The sequence below is a fragment of the Actinomadura harenae genome (assembly GCF_003696215.1).
Taxonomy (GTDB): domain Bacteria; phylum Actinomycetota; class Actinomycetes; order Streptosporangiales; family Streptosporangiaceae; genus Spirillospora; species Spirillospora harenae.
On record NZ_RFFG01000004.1, the window covers coordinates 19105 to 42512 of the forward strand.

A 23408-nucleotide genomic window follows, 5' to 3' on the forward strand; every position below is an offset into this window, starting at 1 on the left:
CCGTGCGAGGTCCTCATTCTCGATGCCCACAGCTCGGCTACGTCGTCATCCTGAGTGGCCGTGAACATCGGGGCAGAAGGCTGTGTTGAGGAAGGCCATCGCGGCGGGGGACGGGTCGGTCGTGGTGTTGCGGTTGATGGAGAGGGCGACTTGGCGGTGGGTGTCGGTTGAGGTGAAGGCGATCGTGAGGTAGCCGGGGATGCCGCCTCCGTGGCCGTGGATCTCAACGCCGCAGCTCAGTGTGGTCGATTCGATGCCGAAGCCCTTGTCGCCGGACGTCATCTGGCGGAGCAGGTCCGGACGCACCAGGCGACCGCCGAGAAGCGCGGCGAAGAAGCGGTTCAGGTCGGCCGTGGTCGAGACGATCTCCCCGGCGGAAGCCGCCATGGTGGGGTTGAGGGCGGTCATGTCATACGTGACGTCGCGGCCGTCGCGGCGGACGGTCACGTATCCGTCGGCGTGTGGGGCGGGCAGCCACGGGCTCGCGCCCGGCAGGAAGGTGCCGTGCAGTCCGAGCGGGGTGATGATGCGGCGGGTGATCTCGGAGCGGAAGGACCGGCCGGTGGCCTTCTCGATGATCAGGCCGAGCAGGATGTAGTCGTTGTTGGAGTAGTTGTAGTGCGTGCCCGGCGGGTTCGGGTCACGTGGCAGCGCGTTCGACAGCTGCGCCAGTTCCGTCAGCGTCCAGGTTCGCCAGCGGTCGCGGGGCAGGCCGTCGTCGTCGACGAGTGCATCGACGGGGTCGGGAAGGCCGCTGGTGTGGTTCAGCAGTTCCCGGACGGTGATGTCGTCGGCGCCGCCCTTGATCAGGCCGGGCAGCCAGTGCTCGACCGAGTCGTCCAGGCCGATCCGGCCCTCGGCGACGAGCTGGAGCACGACGGTCGCGGTGAACGGCTTGGTCACGCTGCCCGCGCGGAACCGGCCGTTCAGCGGGGGCGGGGCCGGGCGGTCCAGCCGGGCGCGGCCGCTGGAGCCGCGCCAGGTCGTCCCGTCCCGCCTGACCTCGGCGATCGCGCCGGCCTGGCCGGTCTTGACGACGTTGTCGAGCGCCGTCTGCAGGGGGTCGTCACGGGTCGCGGCGTTCGCGGTCGTGGTGGTGGTGATGACGGTGAGAGCAATGGTGGCGGCGGCGAGGCCGATGCCTTTGGGTCTCATGCCCGGAAGCGTCGCAGGACGCCCCGGGATCGAACATCAGGGAGATCCCTGGGTTGTCCCGGAGATGATCGGGCGGCCCCTCCCCGCGTCCTGGACCACGGATCCGGCGCGAGGAGGAACGCCCGCTCGGGGCGGGCTCTGCATCGCCGCGGCGAGAGTGCGGGTCAGCTTCCTGCCGGTAGGGGCCAGGTGGGGGTGCCGTCGCGGCCTGCGATGTGGAGGTGGACGCCTCGGGCACGGAGGGCCTCGATCTCCGGGGTGGGGGTGCCTGCGTCCACGATGACCAGGTCGAAGTCGGTCAGTGGGGCGAGTTGGAAGAGGCCGTTCTTCACGAACTTCGTGTGGTCGGCCAGCAGGACGCGGCGGTCGGCCGATTCCATGAGGGCGCGCTTGACGGCGACCGTCTCCTGCGACTGGTGGTAGCACTGGCCGTTGGTGATGGCCGTCGTCGACATGAACAGCAGGTCGGCGCGCAGGGAGCGGATCGCCTCGGACGTGCGGAGGCCGAGGAACGCGTCGTAGGCCGGGTAGTACGCGCCGCCGAGCGCGATGAGGTCTATGCCGGACTCGCCGGTCAGCGCGTTCACCGCGGCCAGGAAGTTCGTGATCACCGTGACCGGGCCGCGCGCGGGCAGCAGCCCGGCCAGCTCCAGCGCGGTGGTGCTCTCGTCGATCATCACGGTGGCGCCCGCGCCGACCAGCTCCGCGGCGGCCTCGGCGAGGGCGCGCTTCTCGGCGGCCATGGCCTGGCGGCGGTGCCGGACGTCCCCGTGGTAGCTGGCGGACGGCTCGGCGGTCGCCCCGCCGCGCACCTTGCGCAGCCACCCGGTGCTCTGCAGCTCGTCCAGGTCGCGGTGGATGGTCATCGTGCTGACGGTGTGCGCGGCGGCCAGGTCCTTGATGCGGACGAAGCCCTCGTCGGTCACCTGCCTGCGGATGGCCTCCCGCCGGCGGCGGGTGCTTCCGCCGTCGGCGACGGATCCGGTCGTGCTCGGCGGTGCGTCGTCGGTCACCGGGTTCCCTTCTGGGGGGCGGTCGGCGTGATGCCGGCGGGACGTCGATGTGACGTTCGTGTGGAAAGTAACGTACTACGTACCCCCGGCGCCTGCGACCGTGGAGTTGGCGAGAACGGCACTGAGTCCAGGGAATCCCTTGCTGCAAGGGGCTGGCGGCGATGTGCGACGTTACGATCTTCACGCTCGGACCGGTCTAAGTCACAGGATTCGATGTGAAGTTCACGTGGTCATGTTGACATTCGTGCGTGAACGGGTGTTGTCTTCACATCCGCAGCGGCGCTCAGTCCGGCGCCGCGCCACCCCCGGCACAGCCGCCCTGGATCCCACGGGCGGGACTTCGAGGAGAACTCAGTGAGGAAGCTGTCCTTCCGTACGGCCGCCGCCGCGGCCGCGGCGCTGGCCGTCCTGGCCCCGGCCGCCGCCTGCTCGTCCAAGACGTCGGGATCCGGCGGCGGCGGTGACCACGCCAAGGTCGCGTTCCTGATGCCCGACATCGCCTCGACCCGTTACGAGCAGTACGACGCGCCGCTGTTCAAGGCCAAGATGCGGGAGCTCTGCGGCGGCTGCGAGGTGCTCTACCAGAACGCCAACGCCGACGCCGCCAAGCAGCAGCAGCAGGCGACCTCCGCGCTCGCCCAGGGCGCCAAGGTGATCGTCATCGACCCGGTCGACTCGGCCGCCGCCGCCTCGATCGTCCGGCTGGCGCAGGCGCGCAAGGCCACGGTCATCGCCTACGACCGGCCCATCCCGGCCGCCAAGGCCGACTTCTACGTCTCCTTCGACAACGAGAAGCTCGGCCAGATGATCGGGCAGTCCCTGGTCGACAAGCTGAAGGGGTCCAAGGCCCAGGGCGGCCTGCTCCAGGTCAACGGCTCGCCGACGGACGCCGCGGCCGCCCTGATCAAGAAGGGCGTGCACAGCGCCGTCGACCCGAGCGGGTTCAAGCTGCTCGCCGAGTACGACACCCCGGGCTGGGAGCCGGCCAAGGCCCAGGAGTGGGTGACCGGCCAGATCAGCAAGTTCCACACCCAGATCGCCGGCGTCGCCGCCGCCAACGACGGCACCGGCGGCGCGTCGATCGCCGCGTTCAAGGCCTCCGGTGTGGACGTCCCGCCGGTCACCGGCAACGACGCCGAGCTCGCCGCCGTCCAGCGCGTGGTCTCCGGCGACCAGTACAACACCATCTCCAAGCCCATCAAGATCGTGGCCGAGGCCGCGGCCGTCGCCGCGTACGACTTCGTCCAGGGCAAGAAGCCGCAGGGCAACACCACGCTGTTCGACACCCCGTCCCAGCTGTTCGTCCCGACCGTGGTGACGCAGCAGAACGTCAAGGACGTGGTGAAGGCGGGCGGCGCGCTCGAGCCGAAGCAGGTCTGCACCGGCGTGTACGCCCAGGCGTGCACCAAGCTCGGCATCCAGTAGCCGGTACCCAGTAGAGACCTCCGGAATGGACGTCCCGTAGGGGGGACGTCCGGGTGGCCAGCCCGGCGGCGCCCTCCCCGTCCGCATCACGAGGAGGGCGCCGCCCCACCCCTCGGGCCCGCCGCCTTGCCGGACGTCCCCGCAGACGTCCGTCCGGACGTCCCCCCGGAAAGACGCCCACGAAAGCCTCACGAAGGTTCGTCATGTCCTCATCGCCACCCACGCCGGCCCGGTCGGCCGCGGCGGACGCCGGGAAGGCCGGCGGCACGCCCGCCCCCCTGCTGTCGCTGCGCGGCATCAGCAAGTCGTTCGGCGCGGTCGCCGCACTCACCGACGTCGACCTCGACGTCTCCGCGGGCGAGGTCGTCGCCCTGGTGGGCGACAACGGCGCCGGCAAGTCCACCCTGGTCAAGACGCTGTCCGGAGTGCACCCGCCGGACTCGGGGACCATCACCTTCGAGTCCCGCGAGGTGAGCGTCACCAGCCCGGCGGCGGCGCAGCAGCTCGGCATCGCCACCGTGTTCCAGGACCTCGCGCTCTGCGAGAACCTCAACGTCATCGAGAACCTGTTCCTCGGCCGTGAGCTGCGCGGGCTCCGCCTGGACGACGTCGCGATGGAGGTCCGCTCGCGCGAGCTGCTCCAGCAGCTCTCGGCGAAGATCCCGTCGGTGCGGGTCCCGATCGCGGGCCTGTCCGGTGGGCAGCGGCAGACCGTGGCGATCGCCCGCTCGCTGCTCGGCGACCCGAAGATCATCATCCTGGACGAGCCGACCGCGGCGCTCGGCGTCGCGCAGACCGCCGAGGTGCTCAACCTCATCGAGCGGCTCCGCGAGCGCGGCCACGGCGTCATCATGATCAGCCACAACATGGCCGACGTGAAGGCGGTCGCCGACACCGTCGCGGTGCTGCGGCTCGGCCGCAACAACGGCGTGTTCGACGCGGCCACCACGTCCGCCGAGGAACTCGTCGCGGCCATCACCGGCGCGACCGACAACGAGGTGACGCGCCGGGCCCGCCGTTCGGCCGGCACCGCCGCGACCGCCGCGACCACCACCGACAAGGAATCCGCCGACAAGGAAGGCGACGCCGATGAGTGACGTCGACGTGCGGCCGCCCGCGGCGGCGGCCGGGACCGCGGACGCCGCGGACGAGCCGTCCGGCCTGCGCGGCGTGATCGCCGCCGTCACCGGCCGGATGCGCGGCGGCGACCTGGGCGTGGCGCCCGTGGTCGCCGGCCTGATCGTCATCTGGACGGTCATGCAGATCCTCAACCCGGTGTTCCTGTCCAGCGACAACCTGTCGAACCTGACGATGGAGATGGTCCCGGTCGGGGTCATCTCGCTCGGCGTGGTCTTCATGCTGCTGGTCGGGCAGATCGACCTGTCGGTCGGCTCGCTCAGCGGCGTCGCCGCGGCGGTCACGGCCGTCCTGTTCGTCGACCAGGGGTTCAACCCGTGGCTGGCGGTGCTCGCGGCCGTCGCGCTGGCCTGCCTGATCGGCTGGGTGTACGCGCAGGTCTTCAACCGGTTCGGCGTGCCGAGCTTCGTCATCACGCTCGCGGGCCTGCTCGGCTTCCTCGGCCTCCAGCTGCACGTCCTCGGCCCCAAGGGCGCGATCAACCTGCCGTTCGACTCCAGGCTGGTCACCTTCGCCCAGCTGGACTTCGTCCCGCCGTGGCTCGCGTACACGCTGGTCGTGCTCGCCGCCGCCGCGCTGTACGGCACCGGCCACGCCCACGCGTCCGCCCGCCGCAAGGCCGGGCTGTCCGCGACGTCCGAGCGTGTGCTGGTGCTGCGCAGCGTCGCCGTCCTCGCCGGGCTCGTGCTCGCCGTCTGGTACCTCAACCGGGACCGCGGCGTCGGCTGGATGTTCGTGTTCTTCCTGGTCCTGGTGCTCGTCGCGCACTACGTTCTGACCCGGACCAAGTACGGCAAGGCCGTGTACGCGGTCGGCGGGAACGTCGAGGCGGCGCGCCGCGCGGGCATCAACGTCCGCACGATCTACACGTCGGCGTTCGTCATCTGCACGACGCTCGCGGCGATCGGCGGCATCCTGGCCGCCGCGCGGCTGGCGGCGGCCAACCAGAGCACCGGCTCCGGCGACGTCAACCTGAACGCGATCGCCGCCGCCGTCATCGGCGGGACGAGCCTGTTCGGCGGACGGGGCGGCGCGTGGGCCTCGCTGCTGGGCATCCTCGTCATCCAGTCCATCTCCAACGGGCTGACGCTGCTGAACCTGGACTCGTCGTACCGGTTCATGGTCACCGGCGTCGTCCTCATGCTGGCGGTGGCGCTGGACTCGGTCGCCCGCCGGTCGCGTGCCTCGGCCGGCCGGGCCTAGCGGAGCGGGAGACCTCTGATGGCAGTCGTGTGCGTGGACGCCGGAACCACGATGATCAAGGTCGTCGGGTACGACGGCGACGGCGCCGAGCGGGTCGTGGTCCGGCGTCCCACCGAGGTGCGGCGGCCCGCGCCCGGCCATGTCGAGCAGGACATGGACGAGGTGTGGGACGCGGTCGCGAGCGGCGTGCGCGAGGTGCGCGAGCGGCTCGGCGGCGCACCGGTGTCCTACGTCGCGGTCACCGCGCAGGGCGACGGCTGCTGGCTGGTGGACGCGTCGGGCCGTCCGACCGGCCCGGCGATCCTCTGGAGCGACGGCCGCGCCGCGGACACCGTCGCCCGGTGGAACGACGCGGGCGTCATGGCCACCGCGTTCCGGACGAACGGCTCGGTGTCGTTCGCCGGGGTGCCCACCGGCGTCCTCACCTGGCTCCGCGCGCACGACCCGGAGCGGCTGGCCCGCTCCGCCGCCACGCTCACCTGCGGCGGCTGGATCTTCTCCCGGCTCACGGGCGAGATCGCCGTGGACGAGTCGGACGCGTCCGTCCCGTTCCTCGACATCCGCACCCGCGAATACTCCGACGAACTCCTGCGTCTCTACGACATGGAGTGGGCGCGTCCGCTGCTGCCGGAGATCCGCTCCGACGACCGGCGTCTCGCCGACCTCACGGACGCCGCCGCCGGTGAGCTGGGCCTTCCCGCCGGGACGCCCGTGGTCCTCGCGCCCTACGACGTCGCCTCGACGGCGTTCGGCGCGGGAGCCACCGAGAGCGGCCAGGCGTGCGTCATCCTCGGCACGACCGTGTGCACCGAGACCATCGTCGACGCGCCCGCCCTGGACGGCGAGCCGACGGGGCTGACCCTGCCGCTGGGCCTGGCGGGAGGCCGCTACCTGCGGTCCTTCCCCACGCTGTCCGGCGGGCAGGTCGTCGACTGGGCCTGCCGCCTGCTCGGCATGGACGGCGACCCCGGCGGCCTCGCCGACCTGGCCGCGCAGGCCCCGCCCGGGGCGGACGGCCTGGTCTTCCTGCCGTACCTGTCGCAGGCGGGGGAGCGGGTGCCGTTCCTCGACCCGAAGGCGCGCGGCGCGTTCCACGGGCTGACCGTCGACCACGAGCGTCCCCATATGGCCCGGGCCGTCCTGGAGGGGCTGACCATGGTCGTCCGCGACTGCCTCGCCGCCGCCGGGACGCCCGCCACCGAGCTGCGCGTCAGCGGCGGCGGCTCGGCGAGCCCGGTGTGGCTCCAGATGATGGCCGACGTCACCGGCGTCCCGGTCGTCCGGACCACCGACGCCGAGGCGGGCGCGCGCGGCGCGTTCCTGGTCGGCGCCGTCGCCACCGGACGGACCACGACGATCGGCGAGGCCGCGCGCGCCCACGTCCGCGTCGGCGACGCCTACCGGCCCGACCCCGTCCGCGCCGGGTACTACGCGCGGATGTACGAGACCTTCCTGGACGTGCGGAACGCCGCGGCGGCCACCTGGCCGATCCTGGCGGACGCGCGTCACCGCGACCGAACCGACGGGGGGACCCTGTGACCCGGACGAACACCCGGGACGAGGTGGTATGGATCGGCGTCGACCTGGGCACCCAGAGCGTCCGGGCCGTCGCCGTGACGGCGGGCGGCGAGGTGCGCAGCTCCGGCGGCCACCCGCTGACCGACCACCGCGACGGACCCCGGCACGAGCAGGACCCGGAAGAGTGGTGGACGGCCGTGGGGGCGGCCTGCCGCCAGGCGTTGCGCGATGTCCCCGCCGCGTCCGTCCAGGCCGTCGCCGTGGACGGCACGTCCGGCACGATCCTGCTCGCCGACACCGCGGGCCGTCCGCTGACGCCCGGCCTGATGTACGACGACACGCGCGCCGCCGACCAGGTCGAACGCATCAACCGCGCCGGCGGGCACGTCTGGGCCCGCCTCGGCTACCAGCGCATGCAGCCCGCCTGGGCGCTGCCCCGGCTGCTGTGGCTGCTCGAACACCGCCGCGACCTCATCGCCGGCGGCGTCCGGCTCGCGCACCAGACCGACTTCGTCAACGCGCGCCTCACCGGACATCCCGTCGCCACCGACCTCAGCACCGCGCTGAAGACCGGCGCCGACCTCATCGCCGAGGACTGGCCCCGGGACGTCCTGTCTGATCTCGGCGTCCCCGACGGCCTCCTGCCCCCCTTGGAACGTTCCGGCACCCCGCTCGGCACGGTGTCGGCGTCCGCCGCCGAGCACACCGGACTGCCCGCCGGGATCCCGGTCATCGCCGGGTGCACCGACGGATGCGCGTCCCAGCTCGGCACCGGCCGCCTCACGGTCGGCTCCTGGAACTCCGTCCTCGGCACGACCCTGGTCCTCAAGGGCGTCACCGACGACCTGCTCCAGGACCCGCTCGGCGTCGTCTACTCCCACCGCGCCCCCGACGGACGCTGGCTGCCCGGCGGCGCGTCCAGCACGGGCGCGGGCCGCATCACCCGCGACTTCCCGGGCCGTGACCTGGCCGAACTCGACCGCGCGGCCGCCGCGTACGAGCCGTCCGACGCGGTGACCTACCCGCTGGTGTCGGCGGGCGAGCGGTTCCCGTTCGTCGCGGCGGACGCCCAAGGCTTCGTCCTCGGCGAACCTGCGGGCGACGCCGAGCGGTTCGCCTCGATCCTCCAGGGCGTCGGGTACGTCGAGCGGCTCTGCTTCGACTACCTCGCCCTGCTCGGCGCCCCCGTCGACGGTGACCTCACCCTCACCGGCGGCGCCGCCCGCAGCGCCTACTGGTCCCAGCTGCGCGCCGACATCCTCGGCCGTCCCGTGACGCTCCCCGAGCACGCCGAGCCCGCGCTCGGCGCCGCCGTCCTCGCCGCCTCGGCCGGACGGGCGCTGCCGGAGGTCGCCGCCGGGATGGTCTCGGTCCGCGCGACGCTGGACCCCCGACCCACCCACCACACCCGGTTCGACGACGGCTACCTGCGCCTGGTCGCCGAACTGGAACGACGCGGCTGGCTGCCACGGCCGGTCGCCGAGCACGCACGGGAAAGGACGCCCGCATGACCCGCCTGGTCCTGGTCCGCCACGGCGAGACCGAATGGCACGCCGAGAACCGGTACGCCGGGGTCTCCGACGTCGCGCTGACCCCGCGGGGGCTCGAGCAGGCCGGACTCCTGGCCGGCTGGGCGCAGCGGGCCGGACTGTCGGCCCTCTGGTCGTCCGACCTCACCCGCGCCCGGCTCACCGCGTCGTTCAGCGCCGAGGCCACCGGCCTCCCCCTCCAGGTCGACCCGCGCCTGCGCGAGCTCGACTTCGGGCGCGCCGAGGGACTCACCCGCGCCGAGATGCGCGAACGCTTCCCCGACGCCCTCCGCGCGTTCCACGACGACCCGGTCAGTGGCCACCTCCCCGGAGGCGAGGACCCGCAGGCCGCCGCCGAGCGGTTCACCTCCTGCCTGGACGACATCGTCGACCGGCACCCGGACGGACGCGTCATGGTCGTCGCGCACACCACCGCGATCCGCCTGGTGCTGTGCCACTACCTCGGCATGCCGCTGAGCGACTACCGCCGGGTGTTCCCCTCGGTCCGCAACTGCGCGCTCACCGAGATCACCCTGACCGGCGGACGCGCCGCCCTGCTCGAGTTCAACACCCCGCTGCGCGGCGCCCTCGGCGTCCCGTGCGACGGTGACCGTACCGCGACCGTCCGCTAGGAGCCACCGATGAGCACCCGCGTCCTCGCCGCCGGCGACCACTTCGTCCTCAACCGGCTCCTGGTCGACGCCGTCCGCGCCGAGACCACCGCCGACCTGGAGTTCTCCGAGCTCACCCTGCCCTGGCCCGTCGTCCCGTTCGGCCGCGTCGCCGAGGTGGACGAGGCGTCCGGCACCGAGGACGAGCTGATCGAGGCGCTCCAGGGCGTCCGGATCTGCGTCACCCAGATGGCGCCGCTCACCCGGCGCGTCCTGGAGGCCTGCCCCGACCTGGAGTTCTTCGGCGTCAGCCGCGGCGGCCCCGTCAACGCCAACCTGGAGGCCGCCACCGAGCACGGCGTCGCGGTCGCGTTCGCCCCCGGACGCAACGCCGCCGCCACCGCCGAGCACACCCTCGGCATGATCATGGCGGCCGTCCGGCGCATCCCGCAGACCCACGCCGACCTGCACGCGGGCCTGTGGCGCGGCGACTACTACCGCTACGAGGAGGTCGGCCCGGAGATCGAGGGCAGCACCGTCGGCCTGGTCGGCTACGGCGCCGTCGGCAGCCGCGTCGCGCGCATGCTGAACGCGCTCGGCGCCACCGTCCTCGTCCACGACCCGTACGCGGCCGACCTCGGCGATGTGGCCGAACTCGTCTCCCTCGACGAGCTCCTCTCCCGCGCGCAGATCCTCTCCCTGCACGCCCGCGTCACCCCGGAGACGACCGGGATGATCGGCGCCGCCGAACTCGCCGCCCTCCCCGAAGGCGCCGTCGTCGTCAACTGCGCCCGCGGCGCCCTGCTCGACTACGACGCCCTCTGCGACGCGCTCGACAAGGGACACCTGTACGGCGCCGCCTGCGACGTCTTCCCAGAGGAGCCCATCCCGGCCGGTTCCCGGCTCCTCACCACCCCGAACCTCACCGTCACTCCGCACCTGGCCGGCGCCAGCAAGCAGACCGCCATGAACGCCGCCCGCATCCTCGCCAAGGACGTGGCCCGCCACCTCGCCGGCGCCCCCCTCCAGCACTGCGCGAACCCCGAGGCCCTCAAGTCCCGCTGACCCACCGTCCCGAGCACCCCTGCCGCCCCGCGCGCCAGGGGTGCTTGCTTTCCAGGCGGCGGCGGTGAACGTTGACAGGGGGAACCGGGTGGTCTTGGCTTTCCGTCGGATGAGCAAGGCCACAGTGGGGCCGTGGCGAAGCCGATTGGCGCGGGCGGAAGGCCGGTCCGCGGGGAGGAGCGTCCTCCGTGTCCTTGGAACCGCGTTTTCGGCGGGTGGCGGCGATGCACCGCCGGTTCGTGGACCGCGAACCCGTGCTGGAGGCGTTCGCGGGCGAACTTGAATCGGCGGGGGCCGGGCCCCGGGTGTTCAACGTGGTCGGTGTCGGCGGCATCGGCAAGTCACGGCTGCTGCGCGAGCTGGTCGAACGGGTCAAGAAGACACGGCGCACCGCCACCCTGGACCTCCAGGTCCCCGCGATGCGGCAGCAGGAGGACGCCCTGGCGGTGCTCCGGGTCGGGCTCGGACGCCAAGGGGTGAGGTTCGACCGGTTCGACATCGCCTACGCCGTCTGGTGGCAGCGCCTGCACCCGCACCTGCGTCTGACGCGGAGCCAGCTGCCGTTCATCGCCGAGAGCGAGGCGCTGACACAGATCCTGGACGGGGCGGCCGGCGTCCCGGTGTTCGGGACCGGCGTCGGGCTGGTCCGGCTGCTGGAGAAGGTGTCGACCAGCGCGCGGCAGCGCCACCGCATCAAGCACGACGAGACGCTGAGCGCGCTCGACGAACTCGGCAACGCCGAGCTCGCGGACGCCGTGACCTTCCTGTTCGCCGAAGATCTACGCGCGGCCAGCGCCGAGCGTGGGTATGTCGTCCTCGTGGACGCCTACGAGGCCTTGCGGCGCGGCGCGGCGTCCGACGTGTGGCTGCGGGACCTGGTGGCGCAGCTCGACCGGGGCCTCACGGTCGTCGCGAGCCGGGAACCGGTCGAGTGGCACGCGCACGACGCGTCCTGGCGTCCGGTGGTGCGCGAGGTCCGGGTGGACGGGCTGCCGATGCAGGCCCGGCTGGAGCTGCTGGCCGACGGCGGGATCGACGACCTGGCCGTCCGGGAGGCCATCGCGGTCGCCTCGCAGGGGCTGCCGTTCTACCTGCACCTGGCCGTGGACACGCGGACCACCGCCCGGCAGAGCGCCGCGGTGTCGTCGGAGGAGATCCTCCAGCGGTTCCTCGCGCACGTGGCCGCCGAGGAGATCCGCACGCTGGAGCTGCTGAGCGTCGCGCGGGTCTTCGACTACGAGATCTTCCAGGCCGTCGCGGACGCCTTCGACCTGCCTAGGCACCGGATGGCGTGGGAGTCGCTGACGGCGTACTCGTTCGTCTACCCGGCCGGGACGGGCGGGCTGCGGCTGCACCAGCTGATGCGGGAGGCGCTGCACCGGCGGCTGTCGCGGGAGACGATGGCCGACGTCCACCTCGTCCTGAAACGGGTGTGGGACGACCGCGTCGGACGCCGGCAGACCAGCCAGGACGGGATCGCGACCCGGGCGCGGGCCGTCCGGGAGGCGGTCTACAGCGGGCTGCACGCGCGGGTGGTGGACGGCGACGGGGTCCTCTCCTACGCCGACCAGGCGCTGGCCTGCGGGGGCAAGCAGGCCGTGGACGGGATCGTCGCCGACCTCCGCCGGTACCTGGAGACGCATCCGTCCCCGCGCCTCGAACTCGTCGCGCGGTGCCTCCAGGCCGAGGCCGCGATCGTGCTCGGGGACGCCACGTCCGCCGTCCGCCTCACGCCCCGGCTGGACTGGCCGACGGGCGACGGGGTCGGGGCGCGCCTGGCCCTGGCGGCGGCGCACGGCCGCCGCATCGCCGGCGACACCTCCGAGGCCCTGGCGGTCTTCCACGAGCTGTGGGACACCGACGCGCCCGGGGTCGGGCTGCGCGCCGGATTCTGCGTGGCGGACCTGGACATGTGGCAGGGACGGTTCCGCGACGCGTTCGCGATGACCGACCGGATCCTGGAGGCGACCGCCCCCGACGACCACCTGCTGCGCGGGGACGTGTGGCGGCTCCGCCACCTGGGATACCGGTTCGCGCTCGACCTGACCGCGTCCGAGCGGGCACTGGACGAGGCCGAGGAGATCTACCGGCGCGCGGGGACCCTCGTCGAGGCGGCCCTGGTGAAGACCAACCGCATCGAGCTGTTCGCCTGGACGGACCCGGACGCCGCCGTCGAGCACGGGGCCGCCGCCATCGCCGCGCAGACCGACCTCGGCGCGCTGCACGAGATCGGCAAGACCTACACCGCGCTGGCGATCGCGCTCACCCGGCTGGGCCGCCACGACCGCGCCGCGGCCGCCTTCGAGACCGCGGCCGACTTCCTGGACCGCGCCCGCTACCGCTCCGGCCGGGCCCGCGCCGAACTGTTCCGCGCGCTCCTGCACGTCCGGACCGGATACCCCCATCACGCCCTCGCGTCGGCGCGCTGGGCCGTGTCCGAGCTGGTGGCGGCCGAGGTCTACCCCACGCTGATCATGATGGCCGGCCAGGTCCTGGACGTGATCGGCCTGGACGACGACGGCATCGCCGAGGCCGCGCGCGCCGCGACCACCCGGATCGACGCCCTGGACTCGCTGGACGGACTCCAGGGCCGCACCCGACGCCTGATCGCCGACCTCCTGGGAGAGCACACCCCATGACCTGGCTCGACCTCTACCACCAGGCCCGGTCCCGGCCCGGATCCGCGGCCGCCGGCTACTACAACCACAACATCCGCCTGGAGGCGGAGTCCGGCCCGGTCATCGTCCGCATCCCGATCCACGGCGCGGACGTCATGGACCTCCGCCTGTGGCGCGAGGAGGACGTCCTGACCGCGATCGCCCCCTTCGTCCGGCACGCGCCGCGCGTCCTGCACGTCTCGCCCGACCCGGCGTTCCAGATCCACGGGTTCCTGCACGGCGACGTCCTCAACGACGTCGCGCCGCGCGGCGTGCCCGTCCCGTCCCATGTGCCGGACGACGTCGTGGAGCTGTTCGTCCAGCTCACGGCCGTCCCGCGCGAGAAGCTCCCGGCGATCCCGGACGACTGGCCCGCCGACGGCGACAGCGCGGCCTTCGCCCGCCGCCTGACCGTCCTCACCCAGTGGGTCCACGACACCTACAAGGACGACTACGCGCCGCTGTTCGACCGGTTCGGCATCCCCGAGGCCCCGCTCACCGCGATGGACGGGCCGTGGAGCCGTCTCACGCCGCGTCCCTCGGTGTGCGTCCACGCCGACGTGCACCGCAAGAACATGATCGTCGACCGGGACGCGACCGAGTTCCTGGACTGGGAGCTGGCCCTGTGGGGCGACCCGGTCTACGACCTGGCCGTCCACCTCCACAAGATGAGCTACCGGCCGGACGAGGAGGAGACCCTCGTCGGCCACTGGCTGAAGCGCATGCCGTCCGAGCACACCCGGGGCTGGGAGCACGACCTGGCCGCCTACCGCGACCACGAGCGCGTCAAGTCCGCGATCGTCGACACCGTCCGCTACTCCCAGACCTTCATCGCCGACGGCCCCTACCCGTACCCGCCGCCGCAGATGGTCGACATGATGGCCGCCAAGCTCAACGCCGCCCGCCGTCCGTGGAACCTTCCATCCGACGTCACCGCGTCCGAGATCTCCGCCGCCTTCACCTGGTGGGCCGAGACCCGCCCCGCCTCCTGACGGGGACGGCGGGAGCGCCGGCGGCCTCGCGGATCCTCAGCGGGTGACCTTGGCCAGGAGGGTGTGGAGGTTGGCCCGGGTGCGGGCGATCTTCTCCTCCAGGGTGAGGGTCTCGTCCAGGGAGTGGGGGGAGGCGGTCTCCTTGCGGCCCCGGACGAACAGGGAGCAGGCCAGGTCGGTGCACATGTACTGGCCGACCGAGTTGCCCTGGCGGCCCTCCTCGCCGGTGCGGCGGGCGGCCATCAGGGCGACGCCGCCGCCGGTGCGGGTGGTCAGGCACAGGGAGCACATGCTGCGCGTGGTGAAGCCGCGGGCCGCGGCGGCGGCGGCGGTGGCGCGGAGCGAGAGGCCGACGAGGCGTTCCTCGTGCTCGGCGACCAGGTAGGCCCGTTCGGGGGCGGCCGGGTCGCGCCAGCCGAGGAAGTCCAGGTCGTCCCAGGGGAGCTCGTCGAAGTCCCGGGGCAGGTGGAGGCGCTTGGCCTCGCCCTTGGAGCAGTTGACGAAGGACGCGCGGATGTCGCGTTCGGTGAGCGGGTTCATGGTCGCGACGGTACGCAAACTAGGGATACCATGCAAATTATTAAAGCCTTTAGGTTTCTGGGAGGGGGTCCATGGCACGGGCCGGAGTGACCACCGAGCGCCTGGCGCGGGCGGCGGCGGAGCTGGCGGACGAGGTCGGCTTCGAGGACGTGACCGTCTCAGCGGTCGCGCGCCGGTTCGGCGTCACGGTGGCGAGCCTGTACTCGCACATTTCCAACGCCCATGACCTGCGCGTTCGTGTGGCGCTGCTCTCTCTGGCGGAGCTGGCCGACCGGGTCGCGGACGCCGTGACCGGACGCGCAGGAAAGGACGCCCTGGTCGCGTTCGCCAACGCCTACCGCGACTACGCGCGGGAGCATCCGGGGCGTTACACCGCCACGCGCATGCGCCTCGACCGAGAGACGGCGCTCGCCAGCGCGGGCCCCCGGCACAGCGCGATGGCACGGGCGATCCTGCGCGGATACGGCGTCCCGGACGAGGAGCAGACCCACGCCGTCCGGCTTCTGGGCAGCACGTTCCACGGGTTCGTCAGCCTGGAGGCGTCCGGCGGCTTCGAGCACTCGGGCGAGACCGAGACGTCCTGGGCCAGGACCCTGGACGCGCTGGACGTCGCCCTGCGCAACTGGCCGTCCCCGCCCGCCTGACGTCCGGTCACAGCGCGAGCATCCCCTTACAGGGCGAGCATCGCCGCGGCGACCTGCTCGGCGGCGGACTCGGGGATCGCGGTCGAGGCGTCCTCGAGGACGAGGAGCCGCGCGGCGGGGATCTCGCGGGCGAGCGCCTCGCCGTTGCCGACGGGGAAGAACGGGTTGCGGCGGCCGTGCACCACGAGCGCGGGCAGGGTGAGCTCGGGCAGGCGCTCGCGCCAGCGCGGCGCGCAGTCGAGCCGGGCGAACACCGTGCCGAGCTGGTTGGCCAGCTGGATCGCGGGTTCGGTGCCGGGCGTCCGGTCGAAGACGCGTTCGGCCTTCGCGCGCGCCGCGGCGGGGTCGTCGCCGAGGACCTCCGCTCCTGCGGCGGCGAACTCGCCCACGGCGGAGCGGTCGGACCAGTCGGGCTTCGGGGCCGAGAACAGCCGCCGCATCGTCGCCGCGTCATGGTCGGGGAGGTCGTCGTCGACCGGGCCGGGCGCGACGGGACGCGTTCCGGCGAGGGTGAGCGCCGCGAACGCGTCCGGATGGTCGAGCGCGGCGACCTGGGCGACCATCCCGCCGACGCCGATGCCCGCCAGGTGCGCCGGACGGCCGTCCAGTCCCCGCGCGAGCGCGGCGGCGTCGGCGGCGAGGTCGCGCAGCGTGTACTCCGGCGCCTCGGGGTCGGCGGTCGTCGACGCGCCGGAGTCGCGCAGGTCGTAGCGGACGACGTGGCGTCCCCCGCGGGCGAGCGCCTCGCACAGCCCGTCGGGCCAGGAGAGCATGGTCGTGCCTCCCGCGAGCACGACGAGGGGGGCCGCCGGGTCGCCGAAGTGCTCGATCCCGAGTGTGACGCCGCCGGGCGTGCGGAACGTCGAACGCATGCGCTACCTCCAGGACGCCGGAACGATCGCGCCACACCCTACGCGCGGGCCGCCGCCTATGGCTTGGTGTCCGGCTGGATTCCGGCGACGAGGTTGAACGAGCCGGTGAGCATGTTGAGGCTGACCAGGCCGACGATCTCGGCGATCACCCGGTCGCTCCAGCCGTGCTCGCGCAGGGCCGTCACGTCGTCCGGGGTGAGGGACGACGGTTCGGTCAGCACGCGGAGGGCGAACGCCAGCAGCGCCGCCTCGCGGACGTCGGTCGACGTGCCCTGGCGGGCCAGGGTGATGTCGGTGTCGGTCAGTCCCGCGGCCCGTCCGGCCTCGATGTGGGACTCCATGCAGGTCCCGCAGCCGATCCACTCCTGGAGCGTCAGGGAGATCTTCTCGCTGAGCGGACGCGGGATCTTGATCCGCTTCATCGCCCGGGAGAGGTCCAGGTAGCCCTGGAGCAGGGCCGGGGAGTGGGCCATCGTGCTCACCATCTCGCCGGCCGAGCCGTGCCGGCCGACGATGTCGCCGAGCAGTTCCTGGGACTTGCCCGGCGCCTCGTCGGGGGTGAGGGGCCGCAGATTGCGCATGGTCTTCTCCGATCAGCCGGGAATGATACCCACCGGGGGTATATCGGAGACAGTACACCCTCCGGGGGGTATACGGCACCCGGCCGGGGATCGGGCGGAGAAGCCGGTCAGGCGGTGAAACCGATCAGGCCGGCGGTCTTCCCGGCCTCGCGGAGCTGCTTGGACGTGACGCCCTGCGCGCCGGTCAGGTCCGCGTCCGTCAGGTCGGCCCCGGTGAGGTCGGCGTCGGTCAGGTTCGCGCGGGTCAGGTTCGCGCCGGTGAGATCGGCGCCCGTGAGGTCCGCGTTGGTCAGGTTCGCCCGGGTGAGGTCGGCGTCCGTCAGGTCGGCGTGGGTCAGGTTCGCGCGCGAGAGGTTCGCGCCGCCCAGGGCCGCCCAGGTCAGGTCCGTCCGGATCAGGCTCGCCTCGGTGAGGGTCGCGCCGGTGAGGGTCGCGCCGGGCAGTTCGGCGCGGTTCAGGTCGGCCTGCGCCAGCGTCGCGCGGGTCAGCGTCGCCCGGCGCAGGACCGCGCCGATCAGGTCGGCCCAGGTCAGGTCCACGTCGGTCAGGTCGGCCCAGGTGAGGTCCGCCCGGATCAGGCTCGCGCTCGTCATGTTCGCGCCCGTGAGGTTCGCGCGGTGCAGGTCCGCCCCGGTCAGGTCGGCGCCGGGGAGGGACGCGCCCGTCAGCCCCGCCCGGGCCATGTTCGCCCAGGTCAGGCTGGCCTTGGCCAGGCTCGCGCCGGGAAGGTTCGCGTCGGCCAGGTTCGCGTGGTGGAGGACCGCGCCCGACAGCTCCGCCTTGGGCAGGTTCAGCGGCCGCGCCCAGGTGGGCGGACGCAGGATCGCCTGCAGCGCGGCCTGGACGTCCGGGGACGTGCCGCCGAACGTGTTGCGCCGCAGGAACGCCTCCAGCACGTCGAAGACCTCGGTGCGGTGCGGACGGGAGTCGCGCGCCACGTGCTGGAGCGCGTACACCGCGCCGAGGCGCTGGTCGGAGTGGTCGGTGGAGAGCGCCTCCAGGGCGTTGCTGAACCGGTCGGTGACCTGGCCCCGGTGCGCCAGCTGGTAGCCGCGCGCGGTGTACAGCAGCGTGAGCGCCACGAAGAGGCCGCCCGCCACCGACACCACGAGCATCCGCGCGTTGTGCCTGTCCTTGGGGTCGGCGAGGTGCATCAGGTCGGGCATCTTCCAGAGCGCCCAGCCGTACGCCAGTGCCAGCAGGGTGACACCGGGCGCACTCAGCACCCGCACCCTCGCCGCCCACTGCATAGCCTGCCGCATGAGTCCCATGTCCCCTCAGACGTGCCGCAGCCGAAACGATTGTTCTACGACATCAAGAGCGTCATGGCCCAAACCGCGGGGACCGTGCCCGGCGTCCTGGGAAGCAAGTACCCCAGGTCAGGGCCCTGCGAGGGGGGACGGAGCGTGCGGCGGGCCCACCCTGAACCGCGTGTGGCCGTCTCGCGCCCGCGACAGGGGAGGGGCGGGACGGCCGGATGGTGTCCGCAGAGAGTGGCCTCGGGGTGACGTCCTCTGACCTGCGGGGTCGCTCTCTCGGGGGCGCTCCGTCCGCGAGGCCGGGAGAGACCGCGACCTCGCGGACGGAGCGATGCCGACGGCGGGTGTGTGCCGAGCGTGCGGAGAGTGTTGACGAACCGTGCGAAGTGGGATTCGTCTCGCGAAGGTCGTGAACCGGGACGTGTCCGTCGACGTCACATCCGCGTTGTTTCGCGATGTCAGCGACAGAAGGGTTCCAAGGTTCAACGTATGAAGATCAAGCTGACCGCGCTCGCCGCGGCCACGCTGGCGGCGGCCGCCGTCACCTCCGCGGTCCCCGCGTTCGCCGAGACCGCGCAGCCGCGTGTGGAAGCCACCGCCGTGAGCTCGGTGCTCAAGTCCGGCCAGACCCTCAAGGCCGGTCAGTACCTGCGCTCGCCCAACGCGCGCTACAAGCTCCTGATGCAGGCCGACGGCAACCTCGTCGTCTACAAGGGGTCGAGCTCGATCTGGAGCTCGCACACCTGGGTCAAGGGCTCCGTCGTCACCATGCGCAAGGACGGCGCCCTGGCCATCACCAAGGGCACCAAGACGCTGTGGAACAACCACAGCTGGGGTCACACCAACGCGTTCCTGTCCCTGCAGAACGACGGCAACGCCGTCGTCTACCAGGGCAAGACCCCGCTGTGGTCCACCTACCAGTGGATCAGCACCCTGCCGAGCGGGATGACCCTCTACCCCTACCAGAAGGTCGTCTCCCAGAACGGCGTCTACCAGCTCCGCCAGGAGCCGAGCGGTGACCTGGCCCTGTACCGCAGCGGCAAGCTCGCCTGGCACACCCGCACGTCCGGTCACAAGGGCGCGTACACCGTGATGCAGGCCGACGGCAACCTGGTGGTGTACCTCAAGGGCAAGGCCCTTTGGTCCACCCACACCTGGCGCAAGCCGAACTGGCTCGCCGTCCAGAACGACGGGAACGTCGTGGTCTACACCGCGGGCATGAAGGCCCTCTGGGACCGGTACCACGGCAAGCGCTGACCTGATTCACCAGCGTGACGCGGGCGTCCGCTGAGGACGCCGGCCGGGTGCCCGAGGACCACCGACGGCACCCGGCACCGGCCACCCGCCACCCGCCACCCGCCACCCGGCGCCCCCGCCCGCCCTTGCCCGGCCGGCATGCTCCCTCACTCCGGCCCGCCGGGCCCGTCCGCCCTCGGCAGGACGATGGTGAAGGTCGAGCCGCGCCCCGGGGTGCTCTCGGCGACGAGGCTCCCGCCATGGGCCTGGACGATCCCCTGCGCGATCGACAGGCCGAGGCCGCGTCCGCCGGTGGCCCGGCCCCGCGCCGAGTCCGCCCGCCAGAAGCGGTCGAACACGTGCCGCAGCTCGTCGGGCGCGATGCCCCGCCCGGTGTCGGCGACCTGGATCTCCACCACGCCCCCCGCCGACGAGGCACGCAGCGTGATCCTCCCGCCCGGCGGTGTCGCGGCCAGGGCGTTCGTCACGAGGTTCCCGACGACCTGGCGCAGGCGGTCGGGGTCGGCGTCGACCGCCGGCACGGCCTCCGCCTCGACGGTGAGCTCCACGCGGTGCGACTCGGCGACGGCCCGGTGCGCCACCCGGCTGGTCTCCAGCAGTTCCCGGACGTCCAGGGGCGTGCACAGCATCCGCAGCGCGCCCGACTCGGCCAGCGCCAGGTCCTGGAGGTCGTCGATGAGCCGCTGCTGCAGCACCGCCTCCTCCAAAAGCGACAGGACGAGGTCGGGATCGGGCTCCAGCACCCCGTCGTGCAGCGCCTCCAGATACCCCCGGATGTTGGCCAGCGGCGTGCGCAGCTCGTGCGCGATGTCGCTGACCATGCGGTGCTGTGCCGCCTCGCTGCGCTGGAGCGAGTCCGCCATCCGGTTGAAGCTGCGGGCGAGCTCGGCGATCTCGTCCCGTCCGCGCACGGCGACCCGCTCCGACAGGTCCCCGGCGCCGAGACGCCGCGCCGCCACGGCGAGGGCCCCGATGGGCGCGAGGACGCGGCGGCTCAGCAGCACCGTGCAGGCGATCACGAGGACGGCGACCAGCACGGCCGCGGTGATCACGCGGGCCGGCTGGAACGCCCGCAGCGCGGTGGTCTCGCGCCCGTACCCGAGCCACAGCAGCAGGGGCTCGGGGGCCACCCCCTCCAGCCGCTGCTGCAGCACCTGGTCGGCGCAGTCGTCGGCCGCATTGGCCGGAGGCTGCTGGTTCCCCGGGCCCGTCGCACCCGGGACCAGCGCGCCCGAGGCGGGCGCGCCCGACCCGGCCGCGTTCGAGCCGGCCGCGTTCGAGGGGCCGCCGCTCTGGTGGAGACAGACGGCGACCGCGTCCCTGTCGGCCTTGAGCTCGCCGATGCTGCTGGGGCTCTTCTGCGAGCACCGCTGGATCGCCTCGTACGGAAGGCCCACGAACGCACCGGCCTTCAGCGCGTCCCGCGGCCAGCGGATGGTGTCGACGGCGTTCAGGTCGACGTTGCCCGCGCGGGTGACGCACGCCCGGAGGCGCATCGCCTGGCGGTAGAAGGCGATCTTCGCCGGCATCATCTTCACCCCCGGCGGGGGAACGGGGATGTTGCCCGGCGCATCGGACGGGTCGTCCGCCGACGCCGCGCCCTCGGAGCGCAGGATGATCTGCCGGGGATCCAGCACGCCCGACGCCCGCCGGGTGGCCGGGCGCGCCGTCCGGGCGGCCTCGGTGTCGGTGTCGACGATCACCTCCCCGGCGAGGGTGGTGAGCCGGATCCGCTGGCCCGTGCCCCGCCCGAGCCGGACGACCGGCTGCACCACCCCCTCCCAGGTGCCGTGCTTGACCCCGTAGACGTTCAGCGTGTCGTAGATGTCGTCCACCACCCGCTTCTCGACCGCCGCCGACTCGGCGAACTCCGCGCGGGTGGCCCGGACGGTCAGCCACGCGGTCGCGCCGACCGCGGTGGCGGCGACCAGGGCGACGACGACGAAGACGCGCGTGCGGAACCGCCGGGTCACGCCTCAGCCCGCCGCGCCCGTCGCGCCGGCGCCCGGGCCGGTGGCGTTCGCGGCGGGGTGGTCGGCGACGGGGCCGAGGCGGTAGCCGCGGCCGTACACGGTCTGGACGTAGACCGGGTCGGCCGGGTCGGGCTCGATCTTGCGGCGCAGGTTCATGACGTGCGCGTCGACGGTCCGTTCCAGGACGTGGTGGTCGAACCCGAAGGCCAGCTCCAGGATGTGCGCGCGGGTGAAGACCCGGTGGGGTTCGGCGGCGAGGATCTGCAGGATGCCGAACTCCTTGGCGGTCAGTTCCACCTTGCGCCCGGCGACCCGCACCTCGAACCGGTCCGGGTCGATCTCCAGGTCGCCGGCGCGCAGCACCTCGCCGGACGCCACCGGCCCCTTCCCGGCCCCCGCGCGGCGCAGCAGCGCCCGGACCCGCGCGGTCAGCACCCGCGGGCTGAACGGCTTGGTCAGGTAGTCGTCGGCGCCCAGGTCGAGGCCGAGGAGCTGGTCCTCCTCGGTCGAGCGGGCCGTCAGCAGCAGGATCGGGACCGACGACTCGGCGCGCAGGATCCGGCAGACGTCCAGGCCGTCCACGCCGGGCATCATCACGTCCAGGATGAGCAGGTCGGGGCGGAGCGCGCGGGCCTGTTCGAGCGCCTGGCGGCCGTCGCCGACCGCGGTGACGCGATGCCCCTCCCGCTCCAGGTAGACCCGGATCAGGCGGGCCTGTTTGGGATCGTCCTCAGCGAGCAGGATCCGGGCGGCGGTCCACATGATCAGGACGATACAGAGCGGGCGAAGCAGACATCCTCCTCCCGCTGAAGGAAGATCGTTCCCGGACCGAAGAAGATCGTTTCCGCATGGGTTCTTCACGGGTTCTTCACGGCGCTCGGCTTGAGTGGCGCCTCGTCCGGCGGCACCACCCGGGGCCGCCACCGATCCGTCCGCGGAGACGCCCATGCCCGACACGCTGAACCAGGTGGCGGCCGACCGGTTCACGCCGATCGACGACGCCAGCCACCGAACCTTCGCCGAACAGGGATACCTCCTGGTCCGCAACGCGCTGGACGAGCCGGCGCGGGCCCGGATCGAGGCCGCCGTCGACCGCGTGTACGAGTCCGAGGGCCGCGCCGGGCGCCTCGGCGAGAACGGCGCGATGCACGTGCTCGGCGCGACCTTCCGCGACGACGCGTTCACCGAGCTGCTCGACCTGCCCACGACGTTCCCGCACCTGTGGGGGCACCTGGGCTGGAACATCTACGTCCACCACAGCCACATCGACGTCAACCCGCCCGCGCTCGAGCGGCCCTCCCCGAAGTGGACCTGGCACCAGGACGGCTACCGGCAGAACGCCGACCTGGAGATGGAACCCCGCCCGATGTTCTCGATCAAGGTGGCGTACGTGCTGAGCGACCTGGCGGACGAGGGTCGCGGGGGCACCCTCGTCCTGCCGGGGAGCCAGCGCAGCAACACCCTGGAGCGGACCGAGCCCGGCCCGGACGGCGTGTACCCGCGTCCGCCCGGCACCGTCGAGATCACCGCGAACCCCGGCGACGCCTTCATCTTCGACCGCCGCCTGTGGCACTCGCGCTCGGCCAACCAGTCGACCATCACGCGGAAGATGGTCTTCCTCTGCTACACCTACCGCTGGATCCGCTGGCGGGACGACATCGCGATCGACCGGCACAGCGCGTGGTGGCGGTCGCTGAGCCCGCTGCGCCGCCAGCTCCTCGGCGACGGCGACGAGGCCGCCAGCCACTTCGGGTTCACGCTGGAGTCGGGCGTGTGGGACGACGACATCCCGCTGCGCGCCGAGCTCAAGCAGCGCGGCCTCCTCGACCGGAGCCGCCACTACCTCCGCTGACACGGGCGCCCAAGAACGAGCGCCCAAAGACGGCCGCCCGGAGCTCGCCCGCCCCGGACGGCGAGGTGAGTGAGCCCCCGAGCTACGGCGGGGGCTCACTCACCGAAACGCGAAGAGGACCTTCC

General features: G+C 72.8%; 20 protein-coding genes. 12 read left to right on the forward strand and 8 right to left on the reverse strand.

The window, feature by feature from the left end; all coding sequences use genetic code 11:
* Positions 1-45: 45 nt before the first annotated feature.
* Positions 46-1155: a serine hydrolase domain-containing protein gene (locus tag EBO15_RS03165; RefSeq protein ID WP_122192769.1), complete on the reverse strand. Its 1110-nt coding sequence runs from the start codon at positions 1153-1155 to the stop codon at positions 46-48.
* A 164-nt stretch (positions 1156-1319) separates the two neighbouring features.
* A complete protein-coding gene (locus EBO15_RS03170) occupies positions 1320-2168 on the reverse strand; it encodes a DeoR/GlpR family DNA-binding transcription regulator (protein WP_122192770.1) in 849 nt (282 codons plus the stop codon).
* A 354-nt stretch (positions 2169-2522) separates the two neighbouring features.
* Here EBO15_RS03170 and EBO15_RS03175 point away from each other — a divergent pair, with 354 nt between their 5' ends.
* From EBO15_RS03175 to EBO15_RS03215, 9 genes are all read left to right on the forward strand, one after another.
* Positions 2523-3593 carry a substrate-binding domain-containing protein gene (locus EBO15_RS03175; protein WP_199744299.1) on the forward strand — a complete coding sequence of 357 codons (1071 nt, stop codon included), beginning with the start codon at positions 2523-2525 and terminating at the stop codon, positions 3591-3593.
* Between the two features lie 203 nt (positions 3594-3796).
* Entirely contained in the window at positions 3797-4690 is an 894-nt protein-coding gene (locus tag EBO15_RS03180) for an ATP-binding cassette domain-containing protein (RefSeq protein WP_122192771.1), read from the forward strand.
* A complete protein-coding gene (locus tag EBO15_RS03185) occupies positions 4683-5933 on the forward strand; it encodes a sugar ABC transporter permease (RefSeq protein ID WP_122192772.1) in 1251 nt (416 codons plus the stop codon). The genes EBO15_RS03180 and EBO15_RS03185 overlap by 8 nt, the downstream gene beginning before the upstream one ends.
* 18 nt (positions 5934-5951) lie before the next feature.
* On the forward strand, positions 5952-7472 hold the full coding sequence (locus EBO15_RS03190; RefSeq protein ID WP_122192773.1) for an FGGY-family carbohydrate kinase: 1521 nt from the start codon (positions 5952-5954) through the stop codon (positions 7470-7472).
* Positions 7469-8962, forward strand: coding sequence for an FGGY-family carbohydrate kinase (locus tag EBO15_RS03195; RefSeq protein ID WP_122192774.1), 1494 nt, complete (start codon positions 7469-7471; stop codon positions 8960-8962). The genes EBO15_RS03190 and EBO15_RS03195 overlap by 4 nt, the downstream gene beginning before the upstream one ends.
* Entirely contained in the window at positions 8959-9612 is a 654-nt protein-coding gene (locus EBO15_RS03200; RefSeq protein WP_122192775.1) for a histidine phosphatase family protein, read from the forward strand. The genes EBO15_RS03195 and EBO15_RS03200 overlap by 4 nt, the downstream gene beginning before the upstream one ends.
* A gap of 9 nt (positions 9613-9621) precedes the next feature.
* Positions 9622-10656: a 2-hydroxyacid dehydrogenase gene (locus tag EBO15_RS03205; RefSeq protein WP_122192776.1), complete on the forward strand. Its 1035-nt coding sequence runs from the start codon at positions 9622-9624 to the stop codon at positions 10654-10656.
* A gap of 188 nt (positions 10657-10844) precedes the next feature.
* Entirely contained in the window at positions 10845-13295 is a 2451-nt protein-coding gene (locus tag EBO15_RS03210; RefSeq protein WP_122192777.1) for an aminoglycoside phosphotransferase family protein, read from the forward strand.
* Complete coding sequence (locus EBO15_RS03215; protein WP_122192778.1) at positions 13292-14305, forward strand: phosphotransferase family protein; 1014 nt, start codon at positions 13292-13294, stop codon at positions 14303-14305. Before EBO15_RS03210 ends, EBO15_RS03215 begins: the two co-directional genes overlap by 4 nt.
* A gap of 36 nt (positions 14306-14341) precedes the next feature.
* On the opposite strand, the gene EBO15_RS03220 is transcribed toward EBO15_RS03215, so the two are convergent.
* On the reverse strand, positions 14342-14845 hold the full coding sequence (locus EBO15_RS03220) for an FBP domain-containing protein (protein ID WP_122192907.1): 504 nt from the start codon (positions 14843-14845) through the stop codon (positions 14342-14344).
* A gap of 71 nt (positions 14846-14916) precedes the next feature.
* Here EBO15_RS03220 and EBO15_RS03225 point away from each other — a divergent pair, with 71 nt between their 5' ends.
* Entirely contained in the window at positions 14917-15489 is a 573-nt protein-coding gene (locus EBO15_RS03225; RefSeq protein ID WP_122192779.1) for a TetR-like C-terminal domain-containing protein, read from the forward strand.
* Positions 15490-15515: 26 nt separating this feature from the next.
* On the opposite strand, the gene EBO15_RS03230 is transcribed toward EBO15_RS03225, so the two are convergent.
* The 3 genes from EBO15_RS03230 to EBO15_RS03240 form a co-directional block, all read right to left on the reverse strand.
* Positions 15516-16361, reverse strand: a complete 846-nt coding sequence (locus EBO15_RS03230) for an alpha/beta fold hydrolase (protein WP_122192780.1) — start codon at positions 16359-16361, stop codon at positions 15516-15518.
* 56 nt (positions 16362-16417) lie between these two features.
* On the reverse strand, positions 16418-16942 hold the full coding sequence (locus EBO15_RS03235) for a carboxymuconolactone decarboxylase family protein (protein WP_122192781.1): 525 nt from the start codon (positions 16940-16942) through the stop codon (positions 16418-16420).
* A 107-nt stretch (positions 16943-17049) separates the two neighbouring features.
* Positions 17050-18204: a pentapeptide repeat-containing protein gene (locus EBO15_RS03240; protein WP_158628118.1), complete on the reverse strand. Its 1155-nt coding sequence runs from the start codon at positions 18202-18204 to the stop codon at positions 17050-17052.
* Between the two features lie 486 nt (positions 18205-18690).
* Between EBO15_RS03240 and EBO15_RS03245 the strand changes: the two genes are divergently transcribed.
* Positions 18691-19458, forward strand: a complete 768-nt coding sequence (locus tag EBO15_RS03245; RefSeq protein ID WP_122192783.1) for a hypothetical protein — start codon at positions 18691-18693, stop codon at positions 19456-19458.
* 146 nt (positions 19459-19604) lie between these two features.
* Here the strand turns inward: EBO15_RS03245 and EBO15_RS03250 are convergent, their stop codons facing one another.
* Both EBO15_RS03250 and EBO15_RS03255 read right to left on the reverse strand, forming a co-directional pair.
* Entirely contained in the window at positions 19605-21431 is a 1827-nt protein-coding gene (locus EBO15_RS03250; RefSeq protein ID WP_199744300.1) for a sensor histidine kinase, read from the reverse strand.
* A 3-nt stretch (positions 21432-21434) separates the two neighbouring features.
* Entirely contained in the window at positions 21435-22193 is a 759-nt protein-coding gene (locus EBO15_RS03255; RefSeq protein ID WP_122192784.1) for a response regulator transcription factor, read from the reverse strand.
* 184 nt (positions 22194-22377) lie between these two features.
* Here EBO15_RS03255 and EBO15_RS03260 point away from each other — a divergent pair, with 184 nt between their 5' ends.
* Complete coding sequence (locus EBO15_RS03260; protein WP_122192785.1) at positions 22378-23283, forward strand: phytanoyl-CoA dioxygenase family protein; 906 nt, start codon at positions 22378-22380, stop codon at positions 23281-23283.
* The last annotated feature ends 125 nt before the right edge of the window (positions 23284-23408 follow it).

Bases quoted from the DNA above. Each gene is read 5' to 3' on its own strand.
- EBO15_RS03220 (WP_122192907.1), bottom strand. From the start codon at position 14,845: ATGAACCCGCTCACCGAACGCGACATCCGCGCGTCCTTCGTCAACTGC.
- EBO15_RS03240 (WP_158628118.1), bottom strand. From the start codon at position 18,204: ATGCGGCAGGCTATGCAGTGGGCGGCGAGGGTGCGGGTGCTGAGTGCG.
- EBO15_RS03260 (WP_122192785.1), top strand. From the start codon at position 22,378: ATGCCCGACACGCTGAACCAGGTGGCGGCCGACCGGTTCACGCCGATC.
- EBO15_RS03255 (WP_122192784.1), bottom strand. From the start codon at position 22,193: ATGTGGACCGCCGCCCGGATCCTGCTCGCTGAGGACGATCCCAAACAG.
- EBO15_RS03205 (WP_122192776.1), top strand. From the start codon at position 9,622: ATGAGCACCCGCGTCCTCGCCGCCGGCGACCACTTCGTCCTCAACCGG.
- EBO15_RS03190 (WP_122192773.1), top strand. From the start codon at position 5,952: ATGGCAGTCGTGTGCGTGGACGCCGGAACCACGATGATCAAGGTCGTC.
- EBO15_RS03230 (WP_122192780.1), bottom strand. From the start codon at position 16,361: ATGCGTTCGACGTTCCGCACGCCCGGCGGCGTCACACTCGGGATCGAG.
- EBO15_RS03185 (WP_122192772.1), top strand. From the start codon at position 4,683: ATGAGTGACGTCGACGTGCGGCCGCCCGCGGCGGCGGCCGGGACCGCG.
- EBO15_RS03165 (WP_122192769.1), bottom strand. From the start codon at position 1,155: ATGAGACCCAAAGGCATCGGCCTCGCCGCCGCCACCATTGCTCTCACC.
- EBO15_RS03245 (WP_122192783.1), top strand. From the start codon at position 18,691: ATGAAGATCAAGCTGACCGCGCTCGCCGCGGCCACGCTGGCGGCGGCC.
- EBO15_RS03225 (WP_122192779.1), top strand. From the start codon at position 14,917: ATGGCACGGGCCGGAGTGACCACCGAGCGCCTGGCGCGGGCGGCGGCG.
- EBO15_RS03215 (WP_122192778.1), top strand. From the start codon at position 13,292: ATGACCTGGCTCGACCTCTACCACCAGGCCCGGTCCCGGCCCGGATCC.
- EBO15_RS03235 (WP_122192781.1), bottom strand. From the start codon at position 16,942: ATGCGCAATCTGCGGCCCCTCACCCCCGACGAGGCGCCGGGCAAGTCC.
- EBO15_RS03200 (WP_122192775.1), top strand. From the start codon at position 8,959: ATGACCCGCCTGGTCCTGGTCCGCCACGGCGAGACCGAATGGCACGCC.
- EBO15_RS03180 (WP_122192771.1), top strand. From the start codon at position 3,797: ATGTCCTCATCGCCACCCACGCCGGCCCGGTCGGCCGCGGCGGACGCC.